General features: G+C 33.6%; 26 protein-coding genes and 1 pseudogene. 4 read left to right on the forward strand and 23 right to left on the reverse strand.

What is annotated here, in order from left to right; genetic code table 11:
- Positions 1-2 precede the first annotated feature (2 nt).
- Genes Q0X14_RS08430 through tatA form a run of 3 tightly spaced genes read right to left on the reverse strand, consistent with a single transcriptional unit; the run spans position 3 to position 2,243 of the window.
- The gene (locus Q0X14_RS08430; RefSeq protein WP_297836989.1) at positions 3-911 is read right to left on the reverse strand and encodes a 4Fe-4S dicluster domain-containing protein; all 909 of its coding nucleotides are present in this window, start codon (positions 909-911) and stop codon (positions 3-5) included.
- A gap of 54 nt (positions 912-965) precedes the next feature.
- On the reverse strand, positions 966-2,063 hold the full coding sequence (locus Q0X14_RS08435; protein WP_297836991.1) for an outer membrane beta-barrel protein: 1,098 nt from the start codon (positions 2,061-2,063) through the stop codon (positions 966-968).
- A gap of 21 nt (positions 2,064-2,084) precedes the next feature.
- Positions 2,085-2,243: a twin-arginine translocase TatA/TatE family subunit gene (gene tatA, locus Q0X14_RS08440; protein WP_297836993.1), complete on the reverse strand. Its 159-nt coding sequence runs from the start codon at positions 2,241-2,243 to the stop codon at positions 2,085-2,087.
- A gap of 221 nt (positions 2,244-2,464) precedes the next feature.
- Here tatA and Q0X14_RS08445 point away from each other — a divergent pair, with 221 nt between their 5' ends.
- Positions 2,465-2,806: a hypothetical protein gene (locus Q0X14_RS08445; RefSeq protein WP_297836995.1), complete on the forward strand. Its 342-nt coding sequence runs from the start codon at positions 2,465-2,467 to the stop codon at positions 2,804-2,806.
- 119 nt (positions 2,807-2,925) lie between these two features.
- Here the strand turns inward: Q0X14_RS08445 and Q0X14_RS08450 are convergent, their stop codons facing one another.
- From Q0X14_RS08450 to cfa, 20 genes and pseudogenes are all read right to left on the reverse strand, one after another.
- A complete protein-coding gene (locus Q0X14_RS08450; RefSeq protein WP_297836997.1) occupies positions 2,926-4,281 on the reverse strand; it encodes a sigma-54 dependent transcriptional regulator in 1,356 nt (451 codons plus the stop codon).
- 106 nt (positions 4,282-4,387) lie between these two features.
- Positions 4,388-4,759 (reverse strand): GxxExxY protein, encoded by a 372-nt coding sequence (locus Q0X14_RS08455; protein WP_297837000.1) that lies wholly within the window; start codon positions 4,757-4,759, stop codon positions 4,388-4,390.
- Between the two features lie 83 nt (positions 4,760-4,842).
- A complete protein-coding gene (locus tag Q0X14_RS08460; RefSeq protein WP_297837002.1) occupies positions 4,843-6,369 on the reverse strand; it encodes an ATP-binding protein in 1,527 nt (508 codons plus the stop codon).
- Positions 6,370-6,374: 5 nt separating this feature from the next.
- Complete coding sequence (gene phnD / locus Q0X14_RS08465) at positions 6,375-7,253, reverse strand: phosphate/phosphite/phosphonate ABC transporter substrate-binding protein (RefSeq protein WP_297837005.1); 879 nt, start codon at positions 7,251-7,253, stop codon at positions 6,375-6,377.
- 72 nt (positions 7,254-7,325) lie between these two features.
- Positions 7,326-8,027, reverse strand: coding sequence for a cytochrome c biogenesis protein CcdA (locus Q0X14_RS08470; protein WP_297837009.1), 702 nt, complete (start codon positions 8,025-8,027; stop codon positions 7,326-7,328).
- 152 nt (positions 8,028-8,179) lie between these two features.
- On the reverse strand, positions 8,180-8,575 hold the full coding sequence (locus Q0X14_RS08475; RefSeq protein ID WP_297837012.1) for a thioredoxin family protein: 396 nt from the start codon (positions 8,573-8,575) through the stop codon (positions 8,180-8,182).
- Between the two features lies 1 nt (position 8,576).
- The gene (locus Q0X14_RS08480) at positions 8,577-8,816 is read right to left on the reverse strand and encodes a thioredoxin family protein (protein ID WP_297837015.1); all 240 of its coding nucleotides are present in this window, start codon (positions 8,814-8,816) and stop codon (positions 8,577-8,579) included.
- Positions 8,817-8,818: 2 nt separating this feature from the next.
- Entirely contained in the window at positions 8,819-9,130 is a 312-nt protein-coding gene (locus Q0X14_RS08485; protein ID WP_297837018.1) for a DUF2703 domain-containing protein, read from the reverse strand.
- A gap of 108 nt (positions 9,131-9,238) precedes the next feature.
- Positions 9,239-9,793: a thioredoxin family protein gene (locus tag Q0X14_RS08490; protein WP_297837020.1), complete on the reverse strand. Its 555-nt coding sequence runs from the start codon at positions 9,791-9,793 to the stop codon at positions 9,239-9,241.
- A 1-nt stretch (position 9,794) separates the two neighbouring features.
- Complete coding sequence (locus Q0X14_RS08495; protein ID WP_297837024.1) at positions 9,795-10,466, reverse strand: hypothetical protein; 672 nt, start codon at positions 10,464-10,466, stop codon at positions 9,795-9,797.
- A 24-nt stretch (positions 10,467-10,490) separates the two neighbouring features.
- On the reverse strand, positions 10,491-11,588 hold the full coding sequence (arsB, locus tag Q0X14_RS08500) for an ACR3 family arsenite efflux transporter (protein WP_297837027.1): 1,098 nt from the start codon (positions 11,586-11,588) through the stop codon (positions 10,491-10,493).
- A 27-nt stretch (positions 11,589-11,615) separates the two neighbouring features.
- Positions 11,616-11,864 carry a thioredoxin family protein gene (locus Q0X14_RS08505; protein ID WP_297837030.1) on the reverse strand — a complete coding sequence of 83 codons (249 nt, stop codon included), beginning with the start codon at positions 11,862-11,864 and terminating at the stop codon, positions 11,616-11,618.
- Positions 11,865-11,975: 111 nt separating this feature from the next.
- Positions 11,976-12,398 (reverse strand): arsenate reductase ArsC, encoded by a 423-nt coding sequence (locus Q0X14_RS08510; RefSeq protein WP_297837033.1) that lies wholly within the window; start codon positions 12,396-12,398, stop codon positions 11,976-11,978.
- A 62-nt stretch (positions 12,399-12,460) separates the two neighbouring features.
- Positions 12,461-12,832 (reverse strand): GxxExxY protein, encoded by a 372-nt coding sequence (locus Q0X14_RS08515; RefSeq protein WP_297837036.1) that lies wholly within the window; start codon positions 12,830-12,832, stop codon positions 12,461-12,463.
- 56 nt (positions 12,833-12,888) lie between these two features.
- Complete coding sequence (locus tag Q0X14_RS08520; RefSeq protein WP_297837038.1) at positions 12,889-14,190, reverse strand: permease; 1,302 nt, start codon at positions 14,188-14,190, stop codon at positions 12,889-12,891.
- A gap of 21 nt (positions 14,191-14,211) precedes the next feature.
- Entirely contained in the window at positions 14,212-14,643 is a 432-nt protein-coding gene (locus tag Q0X14_RS08525; RefSeq protein WP_297837041.1) for a metalloregulator ArsR/SmtB family transcription factor, read from the reverse strand.
- Positions 14,644-14,752: 109 nt separating this feature from the next.
- The gene (locus Q0X14_RS08530; RefSeq protein WP_297837043.1) at positions 14,753-15,655 is read right to left on the reverse strand and encodes a cation diffusion facilitator family transporter; all 903 of its coding nucleotides are present in this window, start codon (positions 15,653-15,655) and stop codon (positions 14,753-14,755) included.
- A gap of 5 nt (positions 15,656-15,660) precedes the next feature.
- Positions 15,661-16,428: a glycerophosphodiester phosphodiesterase family protein gene (locus Q0X14_RS08535; protein ID WP_297837044.1), complete on the reverse strand. Its 768-nt coding sequence runs from the start codon at positions 16,426-16,428 to the stop codon at positions 15,661-15,663.
- Between the two features lie 6 nt (positions 16,429-16,434).
- Positions 16,435-17,349: a patatin-like phospholipase family protein gene (locus tag Q0X14_RS08540; RefSeq protein ID WP_297837047.1), complete on the reverse strand. Its 915-nt coding sequence runs from the start codon at positions 17,347-17,349 to the stop codon at positions 16,435-16,437.
- Between the two features lie 66 nt (positions 17,350-17,415).
- Positions 17,416-18,549, reverse strand: a pseudogene (cfa, locus tag Q0X14_RS08545) (cyclopropane fatty acyl phospholipid synthase); the annotation flags it as partial.
- A 273-nt stretch (positions 18,550-18,822) separates the two neighbouring features.
- On the opposite strand from cfa, the gene Q0X14_RS08550 reads away from it, so the two are divergent.
- Genes Q0X14_RS08550 through Q0X14_RS08560 form a run of 3 tightly spaced genes read left to right on the forward strand, consistent with a single transcriptional unit; the run spans position 18,823 to position 21,831 of the window.
- Positions 18,823-19,425 carry a TetR/AcrR family transcriptional regulator gene (locus tag Q0X14_RS08550; protein ID WP_297837050.1) on the forward strand — a complete coding sequence of 201 codons (603 nt, stop codon included), beginning with the start codon at positions 18,823-18,825 and terminating at the stop codon, positions 19,423-19,425.
- A gap of 24 nt (positions 19,426-19,449) precedes the next feature.
- Positions 19,450-20,763 (forward strand): TolC family protein, encoded by a 1,314-nt coding sequence (locus Q0X14_RS08555; protein WP_297837052.1) that lies wholly within the window; start codon positions 19,450-19,452, stop codon positions 20,761-20,763.
- Between the two features lie 24 nt (positions 20,764-20,787).
- Positions 20,788-21,831 carry an efflux RND transporter periplasmic adaptor subunit gene (locus Q0X14_RS08560; RefSeq protein WP_297837056.1) on the forward strand — a complete coding sequence of 348 codons (1,044 nt, stop codon included), beginning with the start codon at positions 20,788-20,790 and terminating at the stop codon, positions 21,829-21,831.
- Positions 21,832-21,837 lie beyond the last annotated feature (6 nt).

Raw genomic sequence — 21,837 nt, forward strand, 5'->3', positions numbered from 1 at the left:
CCTCACACCAAATAAATTACTGATGGTTTAGTACCTTTTTCCTCGAGCAGTTTAACCTGATTAGGCTGACGAGCCTTTTCTGAGACAAGAGAATCAGGGTCATTAGCATCGCCGAAGTAATTTGCACGACCAATGCAGGTTGATACACACATAGGCAATTCACCTTCATTCAATCTGTGCAGACAAAAATGACATTTGCGTGCATTACCCATTGGTGAATTGTGCCCTTCACGGTTCCAGCTTTTACCATACTCATTGCTAGAAAGCAATTCATAAGGTTGAAGTTCTGGTGTATCTTCAGTATAGTATTCTCCGAAATCACTTGTTCTTGCGCCATAGGGACACGCTGAGATGCAATAACGGCAGCCGATACATTTGTCATAATCAATTTGTGTAATTCCATCAGGTCTTTTCCATGTTGCATTAACAGGACAAACAGCAACACAAGACGGTTCTTCACATTGCATACAAGGTCTCGGGAAAAATCTCAATTGAGTATTGGGATATTCACCAAATTCTTCCTGCACAACAGGACGATAAACAACTCCAGGAGGAAGTTTATTTTCAGCGATACAAGCAACTGTGCAAGCGTGGCAGCCAACGCATTTCCTTGTATCAATAACCATCATCCATCTTCTTTCTTCAACCGGTTTTGCTAAGGCTTTCTTCAACTCTGCCTGCATTCTTAATAACACATCAGATTTTTCATTTATTTCAACTGTTTTGAAATCAGGAATATCGCGAATAGTTTCTTTGCCAGTGGGAACCTCAGGTGGAGGACTCAAGCGAGAAACAGTAACCGCAGCAACTGAAACTGCGACACCGCCACCAACAACTCCGGCAGTTCTTAAGAAATCCTTTCGGGATATTTCTTTGTTTAATAAACCTTCTTGCTTTTTTTCTTCTGCCATTATTTTTCTCCGTTTATTTTCGTAGCACAGACTAATAGTCTGTGTTGCAATTTTTTATAAGAATGAATAAAAGAATGTTATTCTTGGTGTAATTGATGCATCAATGCTTCTTCCATTTGGAATTGATTCATAAGTTTCTATTATAACATTAGGACTGATCGTAACTTTATCATCCGGTTTATAATTCAAGCTGAAGATGAACCAATTCCTCATATCACCTTTTGCATTAGAGTCAGTATTAGGATCGTAATAATCATATCTTCCGATAACTGCTAATTCTTTTGAGAAGTTGTATGAAGCAAATGCAGAGATTCCCATTCCTGTTTTATCTTTTACATCTGTTCCATTTACCATTCCATTCTGTCTTGTGTTTAAGAAGCCTTCAACACCGAATGAATATGCATCTTTTTCTTTATAACCAAGGAACAGAGAGTATGTTAAGTCGTTATTTGCAATGGTTGCTGGTGGATTTGATGTGCTTGCCGGATCATTAATATTCGGACGAGCTTTTAAGTCAGCATAAAGTGTGGCAGTAAATTGTTTAATTGGTGAATACTGAATGTGTGCATAAAATCTTTTGTACTTATCTGTTTCGGGTTTATTACCTGTTCCATCGCCAATCATTAACCAATACTTAAACATTCCGTTACTGTCTAATTTACCTTTTAAAGCAATAGCAAGATCTCTCGAAGAGACTATGCCTCTTAAATCCATAATAGTTTTTTCAAGAAACCGGTTGCCCCAAATACCTTCTGAAACTTCAAAGGCAGGTGTAGGAGATATACCGAAAATGAGATCGCTTCCTTTAAAAATATTTTTCCATTGTAGATAAGCATCTTTAACAAAAACACCAATCTTCCCATTGCTAGCATTCGCTTCCTGGTCTGCTTCTAATCTGAATCGTGTTAAGAATGATTCAGAAATATCATAATCATAAGTAAAATAAATTCTGCGTAACTGAAATCCGTTTAAATCTTTTTTCCCACCATTTACTACATTAGGTAATGATGATAAACCGGTATCTCTTGTAACATTATAAAAATAATCTCCGAACATATAACCGGATATTCTTCCCTTATTTGTAACTTCCTGAGCATATAGCAAACTCAAAGAGGTGAATATCAAGGTTGCTACAAAAAGAACTTTTTTCATTTTTCTCTCCTTCTTAATGATTTATTTCGTGATTTCTTCAATTGATTTAATTTCTTTTTTAAAATCGTGAATACCTTTACCAATTCCTTTAGCTATTTCAGGAATTCTTTTAGCACCAAATAAAAAAGTAATTACTGCTACTATTAACAGTATTTCAGTGAATCCTAAATTTCCGAACATTTTTAACTCCATTTAATTGTTAATAGTATTATGCAATCAAAGTGCCTCTACTAAATTGTGCTATTTCGATTCAAAATAAAAGAATTTTTAGCTCTTATAAATTTTTCAGCGACGAAATCCTGTCGCATTCGCCGAGTTTTCGTTTCTTAATAATTTATTAACATTATTTTAATAATAACTTAACAATGGAGAAGTATGTTCGGAACAAAAAAAGGAGAATTATGAAAAACATTCTTTTAACCTCGATTTTGTTTTTAACTCTCGTATCATTGAGCGCTTTTGCTTCAAATGGTGAGAAAAATATTTACTCCATTGTTGAAGTTGTCACACCAGCCAAAGAAATTTACGATGATGGAATTTACAGAACATTCTTTACATCATTCTTTATTACTGATGAAAACGGTAATAAAATCTTAAGTTCCGGTGAGGTTTTTGACAAAGCAGCAAAAATTAAACTGACCGAGGGCAATTATAAAATTTATTACTTTGATTTGAATGGTAACTTATCCAGTAAAGAATTTGAAGTAACGAGCGGAAATTATTTTAGGATAGAACTTAAATAACCTCTCTTTTCTTTGTGAATCTTTGTGTTGTCCTTCGTGATCCGCCGACTGACGGATTGTGGTAATAAATATTTAACCACGAAGGAACTCAAAGGGTTTTCACAAAGGAGCACTAAGGATTAATTAATTCCATACTTTTCAATTTTACTTTTCAGTGTTGAAGGCGGCAGTCCTAGTAGCTCTGCTGCCTTTGCTTTGTTGTTGCCTGACTTTAACAATGCTTTTTGAATTAATGATTTTTCAACTTCTTCAAGAATTTCATTCAAGGATTTATCTTCATTAGCAGTTATGCTTTCTAAATTGATTTTTGTAGAAAGCAATTCCTGTGGAAGTCTACTTGTTGTAATTTTACAATCATAACAAAGAATTGAAAGTCGTTCGGTAATATTTTTTAATTCACGAACATTCCCGGGCCACTCGTAATTTCTTAAAACTTCATAAACAGCTTCTTCTATTATATAATTTTTTTGATAAGAAAATTGATTTAAGAAATAATTGAACAACGGCATAATGTCATCCTTCCTTTCACGCAAAGGTTTGAGATGAATTGGAAGAACATTTAATCTATAAAACAAATCTTCTCTGAACTTTCCTTCCTTAACCAGCTTGCTCAAATCAGCTTTGGTTGATGCAATTACACGCACATCAATCTTAATTGATTCACTGCTGCCAACTCTTTCTATTTCCTGTTCCTGCAGAACACGCAATAATTTAACTTGTGTTTCGAGGGGAACATCATCAATATCATCCAGATAAATCGTTCCCTGATCAGCTTTTTCAAACCTCCCAATGCGGAGTTTATCTGCGCCGGTAAATGCACCTTTTTCGTGTCCGAACAATTCGCTCTCAATAACTTCTTTTGATAAAATTCCGCAGCTGACCTTTATCAGTGGTTTTTCTTTTCTTGGTGAGTTATAATGAATAAGATTTGCAATTAGTTCTTTGCCTGTTCCTGTTTCTCCAGTGATTAAAACTGTTGAGTTGGTTTGGGAAATTATTTTAAGAGTTTCTTTTAGTTCATTCACATATTGGCTATTGCCGATGAATGCATCAAAGTTAAACTGATCCTGAAAGTAATTTTGGTAATCTAAATTTTTTGATTGAAGTAATTTAAGTTCTTTAATTCTATCAAGAATTAAAAGAAGTTCCTCTTTATCGAATGGTTTTGTGATATAATCGAAAGCTCCTTTTTTCATAGCTTCAACTGCCGTTTCAACGCTCCCGAATGCTGTCATCATTATTACGAACACATTTGGATTAATTGATTTTATTTTTGATAAAAGTTCAAGTCCGTTCATTTCCGGAAGGCGAATATCAGAAATGATAACATCACAGTTCTTTTTTTTGAAATGCTCAAGAGCTTTGATTGGATTTTCAAAATCAGTTACAGAATATCCCGCATCGAGTAAATCATCTTTCAGTGATACCCTTAAAATTTCTTCGTCTTCTACAATACAGATATTTAATTTTTTCATAATTACCTTTCCTTTGTGTTCCTTCGTGAAAATCCTTTGTGTTCTTTGTGGTAAAAAATTAACCACGAAGAGACACCAAGTTCATCACAAAGGTGCACTAAGGTTATTAAAAGATTACTCTTTTAATTCCAACTTTTAAATGTTTTACATTAAAGTTTACTAATAATCCTAACCTGCAACCTGATAATTTGAGATAAGTAAGAATTTGTGCAAGGTGAATATCTGCTAATGCATCAACAGATTTTATTTCAACAATAATTTTGTTTTCAACTAATATATCAACTCTATACCCTGCATCAAGTTTTACTTCTTCATAAACTAGTGGTAGAGGTTTTTGCTTTTCATAATTTAATCCTGACTTTCCAAGCTCATAGCACAAACATTCTTCATAAGCACTTTCCAATAATCCGGGACCTAATGCAGTGTGAACCTTGAATGAGCAGTCTAAAATTTTCTTAAAAATTTCTTCTTCATTCATTTTTTATCTCCTTCGCGTTCCTTCGTGAAAATCCTTTGTGTTCTTCGTGGTAAAAAATTAACCACAAAGGAACACTAAGTGCATCACAAAGGTGCACTAAGTTTATTATCAATTGGCAAATATAAATTCACTGTTGTTCCTTTTCCTTCTTCACTTTCAAAATAAATTTTTCCGTTGTGTGTTTCAATAATGTTATACACCACAGATAATCCAAGCCCTGTTCCTTTCCCCGGTGATTTAGTTGTAAAGAACGGATCGAAAATTTTTTCTAATAAATTTTTCGGAATTCCTTTTCCTGTATCCTGAATATTAACTATAAGAAAATCATTCTCTTTTCGAGCAAAAAATACTATCCTCTTTTCACAATCTGGATCAAACTGATTTTTTTCTTCAATTGAATCAATAGCATTAATCAACAAGTTAAGGAAAACCTGTTCGAGCTGATTTTTATTGCCTTTAATCTTTGGTAAATCAGCAGAAAGGTTATTAGTAATTGAAATCCTGAGTTTTTCTAATCTGTGACTTACAAGCAATAAAGAATTTTCGACAATTTCATTAATTGAAAGACTTATAAAGTCGCCGCTTTGTTTTCTCGTAAAGTTAAGAAGATTACCAACAACTCTTTCTATTTTATCAACGGCAGTTTCCATCATTTTAATGTATTTAATATTCTGCTCAAGATTGGAAGGATCATTTTGAATTCTTCTTATACAATTCTGTAAACCAGCAACCGGATTATTTATTTCGTGAGCAAGCCCGGCAGTTAATGTTCCGACTGTTGCAAGTTTTTCAGATTGAATGATTGTCGATTGTGCATTTTGCAAATCACGATAAGCTTTATCCAAACGAAGAATCATTTGATTAAATTTATCAGCAAGAATGTCTATTTCATCCTCTGCTCTGAAAAGCATTTTAATACGGTTAAGAAATTTATCACGAATCTTTATTTGAGGAATTTCTTTTTTCCCAATCTGATCTAATTCAATGTTATCAGCTACATTTTGAATTGTAATAATCGGCTTAGTGATAAACTTAGCAAAAATCAGAGCGCCGATTATTCCAACAGAAAGAAATGCAGCTACCATTATCCAGAAAATATTAACCGTTTTTTGAACATCTGCAATAATAGAAGTTTCTTTTAATCCAACTCTGACAGTTCCAATTTTCCCATCAAGTATAGGAGTTGCTACATCAAGAATAACCTCATTGTTAAAATCTTTAAGTAATAAAAGTTGTGTATTAAATGATTGGTTTTCTTTTAGTGAATTTGTTTCAATCAAAGTTAAAGGGAATTCATTGGTGAAGGTATGAACAAGTACATTATTTTTATTATCCGTAATAAAGATGTAAAAAATGTTTTCATCAATTTCTTTTATGCTGTTGATTGTATTCTGAAGTGAGATAAAGTCTTCAAATAAAATATGAGATGTTATTTGATTTGAAATACTTCTTGCAATAAATAAAGCTCGCTTTTCAGTCTCAGCCTGAAGTGCCGTTTGAACATTATTATAAATTAGAATTGAATTAATTGAACCAAAAATCAGAACAATTGTGATAATTGCGATAGAAAATTTCCAGAAGAGAGGTAATCTGAATCTAAATGTTTTCATTTTTCTTATCTGTAAAGAGAGTCTGCCGCTAATATAAACTTATCTATCATTATTTTACTCAGTAACTTTTTACCCTCCGCATCCTGATGCATTTCAAGCATAACCCTTCTTAATTTTTCTTTAAGATTCTTGTCGAGATTTTTTTGAACTACAAAAGGAGGGATTCCAAAGTCTTCTGACTTTTGAACAATTCTAATCCCTTCTATTTTTTCCGGTTGAAAATTCTTTAAGTATTCGAAAACTAATCCATCTACGGTTGCACCATCAACTAATTTCCTCTTAACCGCCTGAATTGAATAATCGTGTGCATAAGTAAAAATCGTTTTACTGAAAAACTTTTCTGGTGTAGTTCCTTTTTCTCTCAGAATATTTTTAACGTAAGAATACCCTGTATTTGAAAGAGGATCAGTAAAAGCAAATGATTTATTTTCTAACTCATCGAAAGAATTGATATTACTTTCTTCATTAACTAAAATATATGCCTGATAATAAGGTTTACCATTTACTACCGGCACAACTAATAACTCTATTGGAACTTTATTCATTGCTTCGAGATAAGCTCCTGTGCAGATGAATGCAAAATCAAGTTTGTTTTCGGCAAGAAGTTCATTCACCTCCCGATAGGTTTTTCTTTGTTTAAATTCAATTTGAACATTTAACTTCTTTGAGATATAATCCATTACATCTTTGTAAAGATTAAAGGTTTCCAGTGGAGAAATCATTGTTGAAACAGCAACATAAATAACAGGAATAGTATCTTGTTTTACTTCCTGAATTTTCGAATCACGATTATTTTCTAATTCGACTTCCTTTAAATTTTGTTTATCACCGCAAGAGATTATAAAAAAGAAGGAGAAAAAAAGTATGCTAAAGACAAATTTCATTTTAATACCGGGATTATTTCTGTAACAAATATAAAAATTACAGAAGTAATAATTCGATATATCAGGTAGGAATCAGGAAACTGTATAGATTAGATAAAAACCGCCAATGATAACAAGTACACCACAAATTCTTTTAATCCATAAAATTGTTTTAGAACTTTCAGACCAGTTAAGATATTTCTGGACTTTACCGGTTAAAGTTCCGGCACCAACAATAACAGAACAATGTCCAATCCCAAATGCAAGCAGTAAAATAATCGCGAACGGATAATTTGTTTGTGCAGTTTGAAATACAACCCCAAGCACGGGAGCCATATATGCAAATGTGCAGGGACCTAATGCAATTCCGAAGAGAAGTCCTAAAATAAGTGCGGCAAGTAATCCTTTAGATTTTGTTTGTCTTAAGCCGGCACTATTCCAGTCAATTTTGATAATGTCTAAAAGATAAAGTCCAACAAGAAAAAAGATTCCTGCAACCAGATAATTACCAATTACGCCAACATCACCCATTAGTCTTCCTAATGAAGCAGTTATAATTCCAATTAAAGCAATTGTAATTAAAATACCTGAAGAAAAAATCAGCGAGATATAAAAAGTTCTTGACAAAGAAATTTTTCCTTGAGAAGTAATAAAACCAACTATTAAAGGAATACTTGAAAGATGACAAGGCGAAAGAAGGATACTCAATATTCCCCATCCTAAAGATGCAAGGACTGCAATCCAAGCTGCACCTGTCATTGCTTCGTAAAGTGTTATAAATATACTATCTAACATTGTAATACTTTTTTCTTAGAACCTAATTTTATCAGGTTATGAAGGAAATAAACTTTGATTTAATGTAATTGATTCTTTGAAGTTCTAACTCAAATCCTTATTCCTTTTACCTTATACCTTTATTTCCTTATACCTTTATTTCCTCATACCTTTCAACTTTTAGGTTTCAATCCTTTCCCCTGAAGTAATTTATCTATCTCTGCTTCGGGATAAAATCCTTCGTGACGATGAAATTCTTTTCCATTTTCATCCAGGAAAACCTGAGTGGGGATTAATTTTATTTTATAAATCTGTGCATATTGTTTTTGTTCTTTCGTCCAGACATCATAAAAAACAACTTTCACCTGATCACCATATTTTTCTTCGATTGCCTTCATTACCGGTTGCATCATTTTGCAAGGAACACAATTTACAGAACCAAGTTCAATAAAAGTAACTTTTGTTTTTGAACTCTTCGAAGTTCGACTTTTATTTTCTTTTGATTGAGCTGCAGAAACCTGAACAAAAATGAATGTAACCAGTAATATTATTGAAATTAAATTTTTCATTTTAACCTCCGTTCAACCACTTTAAAATCTGATCATCCTTGGGAATTATCCCAAAGCTTTTAACTTGTTCGTTAATTACTAATCCGGGCGTCATCATTATTCCATAATTCATCATTTCCTGAATATCAGTTACTTTTTCTACGATAGCATCAATACTATTTTTTGTGACAAGTTCTCTAACCTTTGCTTCCAGTGTCTGACATTTTTTACAACCAGGACCAAGAACTTTAACTGAGATCATATTTAATTCTCCTTATTTATTTTTTGTAGTATTGCTTTTCTTATTTCTTCTGATGTTGGAATTCCTTTTGGATAATAACGGCAGGCAAGTGATGGCTCCTCCGGTACAGGCATTCCTAAAAGATCTTCACCATTAATTAATAAAGTAGGTGAACCTCGGAACTTAACCTGCATTGCTGATACTTCATCTTCTACAAGAACCTTTTCAATTTCAATCTTATCTTCTAATCCCTTTATCGCTTCAGCAAGATTGTTTTGCATCTTTATATGATTGGGACATCCTTCAAAATATTGAAATTCAAGTTTTACTCTCATTTGCTAGCTTTCTCCTTTCTCTATTGCACTCTGTGAAATCTCAGTGGCTCTCCGTGTAATAAGTTTCACTGAGAACAACGGAGAAGACACGGAGAACCGCTGAGTATATTACTCATCCCAGAAATACATTTTGGCTTCGGTTGATTGAGGATGTGTATTCTGTATTTCCTTTAATGTTTTTCTTAGCCGTGAATTATCTTTTATTTTGATATAACGGGCGGTTTCTCTTGCTACTAAAAGTTTCGGATAGAAAGATGTATTAACTAAATCGTCAATATCTTTATCAATGATTTTGATGATATCATCATATCTGCCACGAGGCATAATCGTTTCTGCAATTCCCAATCTCATCATTGCCCGGAATTCATCAGCTGGCAGATAACCGTTAAAGTGATAGTATGAATTTCCGTTTTGATCAAGAAAATACATTGCAGGCGTCCAGTAAGCGCCGAGCATTTTTCTAACTTCTCTGTCTTTTATCAAATCAAGCTTCAGCAGCACAAACCACTCATTAATTTCATCAATAACTTTTTGATCTTTGTAAGTTGTTGCTTCAAGTTTTTTGCAGCCGCCGCAACCATCCATTTCAAATTGAAGAAGGATAAGTTTTTTTGATTTTAAAGCTTCTTCTTTTGCTTGTTCAATGTTATGTAACCAGTTCATATTATCCTCTTAAATTATTTTTATTGTTCTCTTGAAAATATTTGGAAAGCTTTGTTATCATATTTTCATCATATTCAATCTTATGAAGCACTTTGTTATTTCCATCAAATACGATTACAGAAGGTGCAAATAAAGTTTCATATTCAATTTGCAATTGATTGTTTTCATAGGAATCAACTATCCAGAAATCATATCCGTTTTGTTTAGCAAAGTTTATTAAATCGGCAGTTTGCTTACGGCACATTTCAAGTGTGCAGGCACAAGAAACAGATGCACTGAATAAAAGTAATTTTACCTTGTCCGATGAAAAGAATTTTTCTTCAGCATAATTATAGAAAGTGTTTGAGAAATGGAGATACCATTGATTAAATAATACAAATGCCGAGTCAGATGAAATGTTTCGTAATGCTGATTCATATTCTTTCAAATGATTTCTCAAGCTATCTAAATCTTTTAATGAAGTTTGATAAGTTTTGATTAGTGTTTCTTCTGCAATTTGCGTAAAGAGAATATTATTTAAATTATTAAACTCAGCATCAGAGTTTTGGTCGGCTTTCGAAATTGAAATAAAATAATTATTGGCAGATTCTTCCAGCGTTTCAAAATATTGAGGAAAAGCTGATAAATTTATGATTATCACAAAAGAAGTAACTGCACTACTAAAAAGATTCATTTTCATTCCCCTTGATAAAAAATTTTACTTATCAAATTCAGGTATAGTTTTACTTTCGATACTAACATTTTTTGTCTCAGCAGCAAAGTATCTTTTCTTAAACCGAAGTGCTACATTCACAAGCATTATTAAAACAGGTACTTCTACTAAAGGACCAATTACAGTTGCAAAAGCCGCCGGTGAATTAATTCCAAATACAGCAACAGCTACTGCAATGGCCAACTCAAAATCATTGCTGCCTGCGGTGAATGCAACCGTAGTTGTTTTTTCATAAGATATACCTTGTCTCTTAACAAAAAAGAATGTAGCAAAAAACATTATAGTAAAATAAAATGTATATGGAATCGCAACTCTCAGAACATCGAGAGGAAGTTCGACGATCTTTTCACCCTTTAAAGAAAACATCACAAAAATTGTAAACAGCAAAGCGATTGGTGTTAGAATTGAAATCTTAGGAATAAATTTTGTGTGGTACCATTCTTTGCTTTTTGTTTTTACTAAAGTAAAACGTGTTAATACGCCGCCTGCAAAGGGGATTCCCAGATAAATTAAAACAGTTACAGCAATTTCCCAGATGGAAACATCAACAAGCGCACCTTGCATTCCAAACAACGGAGGAAGAACTGTTATAAAAATATAAGCATAAACGGAATAGAGAAGTACTTGAAATATTGCATTGAAAGCAACGAGTCCGGCTGCAAGTTCAGAATCGCCGTTTGCCAAATCATTCCAGACTAAAACCATAGCGATGCATCTTGCTAATCCTACAAGAATAACTCCTATTGCCATTTCGGGTTTATCTGGCAAAAGAATAAGTGCAAGAAAAAACATTACCAGCGGTCCAACAATCCAGTTTTGGATTAAAGAAATGGTTAACAGTTTAACATTTTTGAATACTATTGGCAGTTCTTCATACTTCACTTTTGCAAGCGGTGGATACATCATTAATATTAATCCGATTGCAATTGGGATGTTTGTAGTGCCTACGCTAAGTGAATCCCAGAAACCAGCAATACCCGGAAATATTGATCCGGCTGCAACGCCAAGAAACATTACGATAAAAATCCAAAGTGTTAAATAACGATCAAAGAATGATAATTTTTTTGAAACAGATGTGTCCATCTATTTACCCTTCAGATGATTTATTTATTACTTGTTTAAATGGTCTTTCAACCAATGCTCTAAAGTTGATTTAGTGGGAATTTTACCCATCGCTAATACTTTCCCATTGACTACCAGTCCTGGTGTAATCATAACACCGTAATCCATAAATTTTTCTTTGTCAGTTATCTTCTCAATACTAGCTGGAAGATTGTTTTCAGATACAACTTCCTTTACAAGATTTTCCAGCTTAATGCAATTTGCACAACCCGGACCAAGAACTTTAATGTCTAACATAATTCCTCCTTCTTAATTTTTCTTCGTGGTTCTCTGTGAAATCTCTGTGTCTCTCCGTGTGACATAAAAATTACACAGAGGACATAGGAGAAGTCACTGAGAACCACTGAGTTATTTTAATTCATTTATGTAGAATTTATAAAACTCCTCTTTGATTTCATCTCTAACTTTTCTAAATACTGAAAGAATTTCTTCTTCAGATCCTGTTGCATCTGCAGGATCTTCAAATCCAATGTGCAATTGTTTACCAACTTTACCAATAAAAACCGGACAGGTTTCTTTTGCGTTGTCACAAACAGTTATAACAAAATCAAATGAGTCATTGATATATTTTACCACATCTTCAGGTTTGCCGTTACTAATATCAATTCCGATTTCTCGCATAACCTGAACGGCTTTTGGATTTACTCTGTCTGCTGGTTTAGTTCCCGCAGAATAAACCTCAAGCTCCTTATCGAATGATTTAAGAAATCCTTCAGCCATCTGACTGCGACAGGAATTGCCTGTGCACAGTATTAAAATTCTTTTTTTCATTTATTCTCCTTTAGCGATTTGTTACACAGAGAACCACTGAGCATACTCGGAGAGCCTCAGAGTTATTTAATGTATCTTTTAATACCATCTTTCAATCTTAAAACATTAAAGTTTATTAATAGTCCAACTTTTTTCTCAGAAAATTTTAAATAAGTTAATATTTGTGCTTCATGAACAGGATTAAATTCATCAACTGTTTTCAATTCAAGCACTACTTTATCTTCTACGAGGATATCAATTCTATATCCACATTCAAGTTTAATTTCTTTATAAACAACTGGTACTGGTTTTTGTCTTTCAACTTTCAAGCCCTTTTTAACTAACTCATAAGCCAGGCATTCTTCATATGCTGATTCTAATAGACCTGGACCCAACTCTTTATGGACTTCAATTGCACAACCAATTATAATACTTGTTAAATCTTCATATTGCATTTTATCTCCGTGGTTCTCCGTGAATTTTCTGTTGTTCTCCGTGTAATTTTTAATGATCAAAAAATAGCTCCATAAATTAACCCGCTTAATGTTGCCATAATTACAACAAGAGAAACATAAACGATTGTTTTTTGAGTACCAATCACTCCACGAATTACCAACATATTTGGTAATGATAAAGCAGGTCCGGCTAGTAATAACGCTAGCGCAGGACCTTTTCCCATTCCATTATTTATCAAACCTTGAAGAATCGGTATCTCCGTCAAAGTTGCAAAATACATAAATGCGCCGGTAATTGATGCAAAGAAATTTGAGAACAATGAATTTCCACCAACCAAGGTATAAATCCATTCTTTAGGAATTATCCCTCCATTCCCTTCTGCAGAACCAAGAAGGAAACCCGCTACAAGTACACCTGCACCAAGTAGTGGCATAATCTGTTTTGTAAATCCCCAGGTTTCACCGAGCCATTGGTTAGGTTCACCTTCTGTAAAAGTTAAAGCTAAAGTTGTTGCAACTACTCCGATCACAAAAGGTATTGTTGGATTATTATAAAAGAATATCGCAGAAATTAATACGGCAATAACTCCCAACAATACATATAACTTCTTTACTCCAATTATATAGACAAGTGATATGGCAAAACCAATTCCGAACAATGCTGTGATGAACCATTTATTAGCATACATAAAATACCAAAAGCCTTCGGTTTCGAGAGGTTTTCCCCAATTTACAAAAACAAGTATTGCAACAAGAATGAAGAAATGAATTGTAGTTTGCCATAAAGGTCTTGGTTCTTCAACTTCCGGCATAGCAAGTTGTGCATCTGCTCTTTCTTTTTCTTCTTTACTATAAATAAAAGCCATAATCAGACCAATTACCAAACTAAATGAAACTGCACCAATTATTCTTGCGATACCGAGTTCAAGACCAAGAACTTTTGCAGTTAAAATAATGGCAAGAATATTTATTGCTGGTCCTGAGTAAAGAAATGCAATTGCAGGTCCCAGACCGGCACCTCTTTTATGAATACTTGAAAACAATGGTAAAACTGTGCAAGAGCAAACAGCCAGAATAGTTCCTGATACTGAAGCGATAAGATATGCTTTCCATTTTTTTGCTTTAGCACCAAAATGTTTTACGACTGATGCCTGACTTATGAAAACAGCAATTACCCCAGCAATAAAGAACGCTGGCACAAGACATAAAAGCACATGTTCCTGAGCATACCATTTTGCTAGAGCAAAAGCATCAATTACAGAATTACGGAATGTTTCTGTTTCAATTGGCATGAAATAAGCAAACAGAAAAAATCCTGTTATCCACAAAAACGATTTGTATTGTTCTTTCCAGTCCACTTTGTAACCCCTTACAAAAAATTAGTCTTCTGTTTTTTCTTTAATAAGTTTTAGCAGTTCCTCTTCGGGAATAATCCCTACAACACATTTATCTTTCTCACGAAGCATCAATCTTTTGTTCAATCGCTCTTCGTCCTGATTTAATAAATTTGATGATAAGTTACTCTTAATAAAATTGAAAAGGCTTTTATTTTCCTGGTTGTCTTTATTCAGTTTATAATAAACCCATGTACCTTCTTTTTCAGTCGTGAACAGATCAGCATTCCTCATAATGTTAAGCGCTTTTGAAATTGCATACTGTGGAAGTTGCAGTGCATCCATCAGCTCACAAACGCAAAGATTTTTTCCACTTTTCAGAAATAAGTTTAATATCCGAAGTCGGGTTTCATCTGATAGGGCTTTGAATTTTTCTATTGTTCTTTCCATGTTTTCTTTATATGCCAATTTTTGCATACAAATATATGCCGATTTTTGCATATGCTCCAAATAAAAAATGATTTATCAGAAATTAATTATTGCTGCAGTGATTTAAAGCAATCTGTTTAATGAAGATTCAAAGATTTTAGTGCTGAGCAAGTATATCAAACTTATCACAAAGCTCGCATTCGAATTGTAAGGTTGTGTGGTTAATCTCATATCGTGCATGCAACTCTGCTGAAATTATTTTTTGTATCTCAGAAGTTTTGCTAACTGTCATATCCTCAACCTCTATGTGGGCTTCGAAATGTGTGTCATTGTCATTCAGTTTCCACAGATGTATATGATGGATATTTTTTACACCAGGAATTTTCTCAACAATTGATTTTATTTCTTCCAGGTCAATACCTTCGATATTTGACATCATAAGAATGTCAATTGCTTCTTTAAGAATTTTGTAAGCTTCAAATAGAATATATAAAGCAATCAGGATTGTAAGGATTGGATCAATCCAATAAACTTTATAAGCAATTATGAATACAGCTCCGGTTATGATTGCGATACTTGAAACAGCATCACTCAACAAATGGAAGTAAGCTGCTCTGATGTTAATATTTTTTTCCGAACCTTTTTTAAGCAATAAAGCTCCGATTACATTTGGAATAAATCCAATCACTGCAATAAGAAGCATCAGATTGCCGGCAATTTCGTTAGGATTATTTAACCTGTCAATTGCTTCTCTTATAAGGAAAAAGCAAATAATAATTAAAGTACTTGCATTTACAACCGCTGCAATTATTTCTGCTCTCTTTAATCCAAATGTATATTTTGGTGTTTTGGGTTTCTTACTCAATCTAAGTGCAATAAAGGTAATGATGATTGCAACCGCATCGGAGAAATTATGCATTGCATCAGAAATCAAAGACAAGCTACCTGAAATAATTCCACCAATTATCTGAACAATCGTTATAAAAAAGTTGAGTGTGATTGTTATGAATAAATTCTTTTCTGAAGTTTCGTTTGAATTATGTGAGTGATTGTGTGACATTGTTACTATTTTATTTTACTGATTGCATTTCTTATCATCAAAGGTGAATTAGTTGTTATCGAATCAACACCATAACTAACTAACTTCTGAGCTTTACTTTCATTTTCAACATTGTATGTACAAACATCATAATTTTCTGCTTTCAATTTGCTAATAAATTCCTCGTCGATATAAGAATCTGCAAATAAAACCACTCCATCACAATTTAGTGTGCTTAATTTTTTCATTATCAGTTTTTTCGAAAGTGATTTAAAGTAATTCCCTTTGGAAAAATACCAACCAAAAATCAAATAAGCTTTGAATTCCGGAAAATATTTTTTTGCTGTTCTGATAATATTTCTATGGAAAGAAATAATTCTGATTCGATTTTTATGAATATTATTCCCATTCAGAATTTCTTTTAATCTGATTAAAAAATTTTCTCTATTGTCTTTTATTTCAAGATGCAGCCCTTTTTGTTCCGGAATAACTTCAAGAACTTCCTGTAAAGTTGGAATTGTTGTTCCGGCAAATTGATTCCCTTTCCGGATCCCAACATCAACTTTCTTTAATTCATCAAGAGTTGAGATTGTAACTTTGATGTTTTTATTTCCAACTCTGCTTGTATTCGAATCGTGAATACAAACTATTTCGTTGTCAGCAGTAAGCCAAAAATCTCCCTCAATAAAATCAGCTTGTTCATCAAAAGCAACTTTAAATGCCGGTATCGTATTTTCAGGAGCTTTGTAAGATGCGCCCCGATGTGCTACAATTATTGGAGTTTTAACCTTCATTGAATACTAAATTTCACCCACAATTTTTTTCAACTTGTGTTCCAGTTTAACTATGTATGAATTCCTTTTGTATAACTTCAGAATACTTTCAATATTCTCATTCGCTGCTTTCTCTCCTGCTGCAATAATTTTTTCAGCTTCATCAAAATCTGCCCAACTAAGTTTCTTAACATCAGGAGAAATAACAAGATCCGCTTCTTCCAGTCTGATCATCGAAAGATGATATGAACTAATATCTTCTGCGCGATATAAAATTTCGAAAACATTTTTAGGTTCTTCAATTATTTTAAGTTCACGGGTAACATCGACTGCCAAAACTCTGTCAGCTCCGATATCTCTTACCTTTCCCGCAGGAACACTTTCAGATGCGCTACCATCAATTAAAAAGTAATTATTATACTTTACCGGAGGAAATATTCCGGGTATTGCAGAACTGGCTTTAATAATTTTCCTTAAACTTCCTTCGGTAAAATTAATTTCTTCTCCGGAAATTAAATCGGTAGCTATTGCAGAAAATTTTATCTTAAAATTTTCAACAGGAACATCGGGAATAACACTATACATTTCGTCGGCTAATTCTTCATCAAAATATGAGAGTCTGTTTAATGCTCTTAACGCCTGCACTCTTGTTCCAATATAATCAAAGAACTGTTCGAAATAATTTTTATCAGGTTTATGATTTTCACTCAGCTTATCAATTCCAAGTTCGAGAAATTTCGGATGATTAATTATATCCAGGATGAAATCCTCAACTTGCCTAATACTTCCAAAATAAGCATAAAGACCACCAACAATAGCTCCCATACTGCAGCCGGTAATTGAGTGAATTTCTATTCCTTTTTGTTCTAAAACTTTAAGAACTCCGATGTGTGCTAAACCTCTTGCACCGCCGCCACCAAGTGCCAAACCAAATTTTGACATAATTTTTTTCTTTATTTATAAAAAAAATAATCCATCATTTTTATCAACAGAAATAAAATAAAATTTTTATCTCACTGAAATATAACCTCCGGGCACTCCCTTTTTTGAAAGAACAATTTGCCAAAGCTGATTTTTATTCCTCGCTCTGAATGCCCCGGCACTAGATAACAAAAAATATTTCCACATTCTGTAAAATCTTTCTCCATACTTTTCTTTCAACTTATGCCAGTTCGAGTTAAAATTATTGTACCAGGCAATCAAAGTTTTATCGTAATCGGCACCAAAGTTATGCAAGTCTTCAATTACAAATAAACCTTCAACTGCTTTTGCTAACTGTGCAATGGATGGAAGCATACCATTGGGGAAGATATATTTATGAGTCCAGGCGTCTGTATTTTTAACGGAGCGTACTTCGCCTATTGTATGGAGTAAAAACAATCCATTTTCATTTAAGCAATTCTCTGCAATCTTAAAGTATGTTCTGTAATTTCTGTATCCGACGTGCTCAATCATTCCCACCGAAACAATTCTGTCAAATTTTTCATTTAGATCTCTGTAGTCCATTAATTTAATGTCTACAGGTAAGCCTTTACATAATTCTTTTCCAAGCGATACTTGTTCTTTTGAAACAGTTATTCCAAGCACTTCAACTCCATATTTTTCTGCAGCATATTTTCCGAAAGCTCCCCAACCGCAACCAATATCCAGGACCCGCATACCTCGTTTGAGATAAAGTTTTTTGCAAATCAATTCGAGTTTGTTTTCCTGGGCTTCATTAAGATTTGTTGCATTCTTCCAATAAGCACAACTGTAATTCATTCGTTTATCAAGCATGTTCTGAAAAAGATCATTCCCCAAATCATAATGCTTTTCACCGATTATAAAAGCTCTGTGTCGTGCCTGCATATTAATTAAATAGAATCCGGCAAGTTGCAGAGCAATCTTCAGATTGCGTTTTACTTTGTTCTGTAAATCAGCACGAATAATTCTGAAAATCACTTCATCAAGTTGCTCAACATCCCACCAACCATCCATATAAGACTCACCAAGTCCAAGTTCAACTTCCGTAACTGTTCGTTTATAAAATCTATCATCGTGAACTTGAATATCCCAGGGATTTCTGCCGTTAATTTCAATTTCGGCAAGTGATAAAAGTTCATTGACCAACGATTTATATTTTTCTGTCCTCATCTCAACCTCCTTACATTTTTGGGTTTTGAGAGAATCAGTAAAGCCACTTAAAGAACAATTTCAATAATTCGGAAATACTTCCACCCGAAACTTAACAATTTGAATTTTTAATAGATAGATAAATCAAAGTCATTCCTTATAGGGAAAAAGATTTTAAGTATTCTTAAATGGATTAAAATTCCTTGACAAAGCTCACAAAAATATTTTTATGAGAAATGGAACTATTGATATTCATTTTATTGTTTCTAAGTTTCGAACATTCAATTAAAAAGTTTGAGAGATATGAATACTATCGACGCAAAGAAAGAGCTTATACTTAAAACTGCCCGGGAACTTTTGGCAAAAAACGGATTTGCCAAAACAACTCTTGATGATATTGCCCAGGCATTGGGAATGAAAAAGTCTTCTCTCTATTACTACTATTCCAATAAGGATGCCTTAATCGAGGATGTAATGAACCACGAGCGAGATAATTTCTGTTTGCTGATAGAAGATGCTTTGAAAAGTGATGATTCGACAATCAATAAAATCATTAATTACGAGAGGGCAAAGTTTGAATATGTAGCCGAGACAATTAAACTTCACGAAATTTCAACCAGTGTTCTTTTCGAAATGAAAAGCAAAATGTTTGAGCAAATTCAGATAATTCATAAAAAAGAAATTGAAATGCTGAAAAAAGTACTCGACGAAGGCATAAAGAAAAAAGAAATAAAAAAATGCGACACTCATCGTATTGCAGAACTCATTCTTACTTTATCTGAAGCTTTAAGACATCGTGAATTTTATTTCGCATCCTTTTCAATTAACAAGAAGATCGATTTCTCAAAAGCAATTGATGATATGATCTTTGCAATCAAACTGATTTTTGACGGCTTAAAAGTTTAAAAATTTATTTACGGAGGATTAATCGTGAAAAAACTATTTGTTCTATTGTTGGCTTTTTCATTTTCGGCGTTTGCACAAAATAAAAATTTAACGCTGACGATGGATGAAGCAATTAATCTTGCTCTCGAAAAAAACTCAGAGCTTAAGATTGCAAAAATGGAAGTGGAAAAATCAGAACAAAAACTTCGTGAGGCACGAAGCGGACTTTTCCCAAAACTTGATTTAAGTGGTCAGTATCAAAGATACATTAACAAACCAGTTATATTCCTTCCACCGGGTTCACCATTCGGTCCAACACTCGAAATTGGTTCAGATAACTCTTACACTGCTGCTGCACAACTATCATTGCCATTATTTGCACTTCCACTTTATGAAGGAATCGGACTTGCTTCTGACGCACTCGCAATTGCAGAGCAAAATTATTTAAGTGTAAAAAACAAAATTGTCGGTGATGTGAAGAAATCTTTTCTTGCTGTAATTCTTACAAGAGAAACCAAAGATGTGATGCTACAAAGTTTGAAAAATGCTGAAGATAATTTCGAGAACATTAAACGGTTAAATGCAGCAGGAACTTTATCCGATTACGATGTGTTGCGTGCTGAAGTACAAGTTGAAAATCTGAAGCCAGTCGTGTTGCAGATGGAGAATAATTATAAACTATCCCTTGAAGCTTTAAAAGTTACAATCGGACTTGATGCTAATCAGAATATTGATATAGTTGGCGAAATGGAGTTTGATGAAAATTATAAACTTCCAACTGAACAGGAAATTATTGAAGAGTTGCTGCAAAACAATCCTCAGCTTGCAATACTTGATAAACAAGTTCAGTTGAATGACAGAAATGTTTCACTTGAGCAGGCAGCTTATTTCCCAAGTTTAGCTGGTTTTGGAAATTATCAGTATCAAACTCAGGCAAATGATTTTAAGTTTTCTGATTATCGTTGGGTTAAAACATTTGTGCTCGGATTGCAATTACAGGTTCCTATATTCAATGGATTTAAAACACAATCAAGAGTTAGTCAGGCAGAGATTGGATTGAATCAGGCAGTTGAACAAAAAAGAAATCTGACAGAAGCAATAAAGACACAAGCATTAAGTGTTCTTTACAGAGTTCAACAAGCTTTGATAAGAATACAGGGACAAAATAAAACTGTGCGAACCGCTCAGGAAGGTTATGAGATTGCAAAACGAAGATTGGAAAACAATGTTGGAACTCAACTCGAAGTTAATGATGCAGAGCTCGCTTTGCGTCAGGCAAAATTAAACCGGCTTCAGGCAATATACGATTTCAAAGTTGCTGAAGCAGATCTTGAAACTGTACTTGGAAGAATTAAATAAGAAATTTTTAAGGAGAATATTAAGATGAATAAAGCAAAATCACTTTTGATAATCTTACTTTCAGCTTTAATTGTAGTTAGTTGTGGTAAGAAGGAAAATAATAATCAGAATAAAACAGATGAAACGATTCCTGTTGAAGTAACATTAGTTAAAAAGTCAATGATTGATCGGGAAATTGAGTTGGTGGGAAATCTTATGGCCTGGAAAGAAGCTAATCTTGCTGCACAGACAACAGCAAGAGTTCAGAAAATTTATGTTGATGCCGGTTCAAGAGTAAAAGAAGGTGATTTACTTTTTGAAATGGATGATACTCAGCTTGCGCAGTCAAAAATTCAATATCAGGTTGCAAAGGATAATTACGACAGATTGAAGCCACTTTATGAATCCGGCTCAATTTCTCAATCTCAGTTTGATCAGGTTAAAGCTGCTTATGAAACCTCAGAAAAAGCTTATCAGCTTTTATTAACCAACACTCAGTTTCGTGCACCGTTTAGCGGCGTTGTTACTGCAAAAAGATTAAATGAAGGTGAAGTATTTCTTTTAGCTCCTGGTGGTGTTGGTGCACCAACAATTGTTTCGCTTATGCAAATCAATCCATTGAAACTCATTCTCAATGTAAGTGAAAGCAACTTAAAAGATGTTAAACTTAATCAGACAGTAGAAATAAAATCAGACATCTTTCCCGATGAAACATTTAGAGGAACAATCAACAGAATAAACCCGGCTGTTAATCCATCAAGCAGAACTTTTGAAGTCGAAGTTAAAATTCCTAATCCGAATGAAAAACTAAAACCCGGAATGTATGTGCGCGCAAAGATTCTTATTGGTAAAACCGAAGGAATAATCGTAAATCGTTCTGCGGCATTAAAGCAGCTTGGCTCAACTGCATATTATGGTTTCATTGTAAAAGATAACACTGCTAAAAGAGTAGAACTCACTCTTGGAAAAGAATTTGACTCACTTGTTGAAATTACTTCCGGTTTGAATGAAGGCGATTATGTTGTTACACGTGGGCAAGGATTGCTGAAAGATGGAAGTAAAGTTGAAATTAAAGTCAAAGCAGAATAAGGAGAG

Origin of the sequence: Ignavibacterium sp., assembly GCF_025998815.1 — a bacterium.
Taxonomy (GTDB): domain Bacteria; phylum Bacteroidota; class Ignavibacteria; order Ignavibacteriales; family Ignavibacteriaceae; genus Ignavibacterium.

Coding starts and splice junctions, on each gene's coding strand:
- Q0X14_RS08430 (WP_297836989.1), bottom strand. CDS start 911: ATGGCAGAAGAAAAAAAGCAAGAAGGTTTATTAAACAAAGAAATATCC.
- Q0X14_RS08435 (WP_297836991.1), bottom strand. CDS start 2,063: ATGAAAAAAGTTCTTTTTGTAGCAACCTTGATATTCACCTCTTTGAGT.
- tatA (WP_297836993.1), bottom strand. CDS start 2,243: ATGTTCGGAAATTTAGGATTCACTGAAATACTGTTAATAGTAGCAGTA.
- Q0X14_RS08445 (WP_297836995.1), top strand. CDS start 2,465: ATGAAAAACATTCTTTTAACCTCGATTTTGTTTTTAACTCTCGTATCA.
- Q0X14_RS08450 (WP_297836997.1), bottom strand. CDS start 4,281: ATGAAAAAATTAAATATCTGTATTGTAGAAGACGAAGAAATTTTAAGG.
- Q0X14_RS08455 (WP_297837000.1), bottom strand. CDS start 4,759: ATGAATGAAGAAGAAATTTTTAAGAAAATTTTAGACTGCTCATTCAAG.
- Q0X14_RS08460 (WP_297837002.1), bottom strand. CDS start 6,369: ATGAAAACATTTAGATTCAGATTACCTCTCTTCTGGAAATTTTCTATC.
- phnD (WP_297837005.1), bottom strand. CDS start 7,253: ATGAAATTTGTCTTTAGCATACTTTTTTTCTCCTTCTTTTTTATAATC.
- Q0X14_RS08470 (WP_297837009.1), bottom strand. CDS start 8,027: ATGTTAGATAGTATATTTATAACACTTTACGAAGCAATGACAGGTGCA.
- Q0X14_RS08475 (WP_297837012.1), bottom strand. CDS start 8,575: ATGAAAAATTTAATTTCAATAATATTACTGGTTACATTCATTTTTGTT.
- Q0X14_RS08480 (WP_297837015.1), bottom strand. CDS start 8,816: ATGATCTCAGTTAAAGTTCTTGGTCCTGGTTGTAAAAAATGTCAGACA.
- Q0X14_RS08485 (WP_297837018.1), bottom strand. CDS start 9,130: ATGAGAGTAAAACTTGAATTTCAATATTTTGAAGGATGTCCCAATCAT.
- Q0X14_RS08490 (WP_297837020.1), bottom strand. CDS start 9,793: ATGAACTGGTTACATAACATTGAACAAGCAAAAGAAGAAGCTTTAAAA.
- Q0X14_RS08495 (WP_297837024.1), bottom strand. CDS start 10,466: ATGAATCTTTTTAGTAGTGCAGTTACTTCTTTTGTGATAATCATAAAT.
- arsB (WP_297837027.1), bottom strand. CDS start 11,588: ATGGACACATCTGTTTCAAAAAAATTATCATTCTTTGATCGTTATTTA.
- Q0X14_RS08505 (WP_297837030.1), bottom strand. CDS start 11,864: ATGTTAGACATTAAAGTTCTTGGTCCGGGTTGTGCAAATTGCATTAAG.
- Q0X14_RS08510 (WP_297837033.1), bottom strand. CDS start 12,398: ATGAAAAAAAGAATTTTAATACTGTGCACAGGCAATTCCTGTCGCAGT.
- Q0X14_RS08515 (WP_297837036.1), bottom strand. CDS start 12,832: ATGCAATATGAAGATTTAACAAGTATTATAATTGGTTGTGCAATTGAA.
- Q0X14_RS08525 (WP_297837041.1), bottom strand. CDS start 14,643: ATGCAAAAATTGGCATATAAAGAAAACATGGAAAGAACAATAGAAAAA.
- Q0X14_RS08530 (WP_297837043.1), bottom strand. CDS start 15,655: ATGTCACACAATCACTCACATAATTCAAACGAAACTTCAGAAAAGAAT.
- Q0X14_RS08535 (WP_297837044.1), bottom strand. CDS start 16,428: ATGAAGGTTAAAACTCCAATAATTGTAGCACATCGGGGCGCATCTTAC.
- Q0X14_RS08540 (WP_297837047.1), bottom strand. CDS start 17,349: ATGTCAAAATTTGGTTTGGCACTTGGTGGCGGCGGTGCAAGAGGTTTA.
- Q0X14_RS08550 (WP_297837050.1), top strand. CDS start 18,823: ATGAATACTATCGACGCAAAGAAAGAGCTTATACTTAAAACTGCCCGG.
- Q0X14_RS08560 (WP_297837056.1), top strand. CDS start 20,788: ATGAATAAAGCAAAATCACTTTTGATAATCTTACTTTCAGCTTTAATT.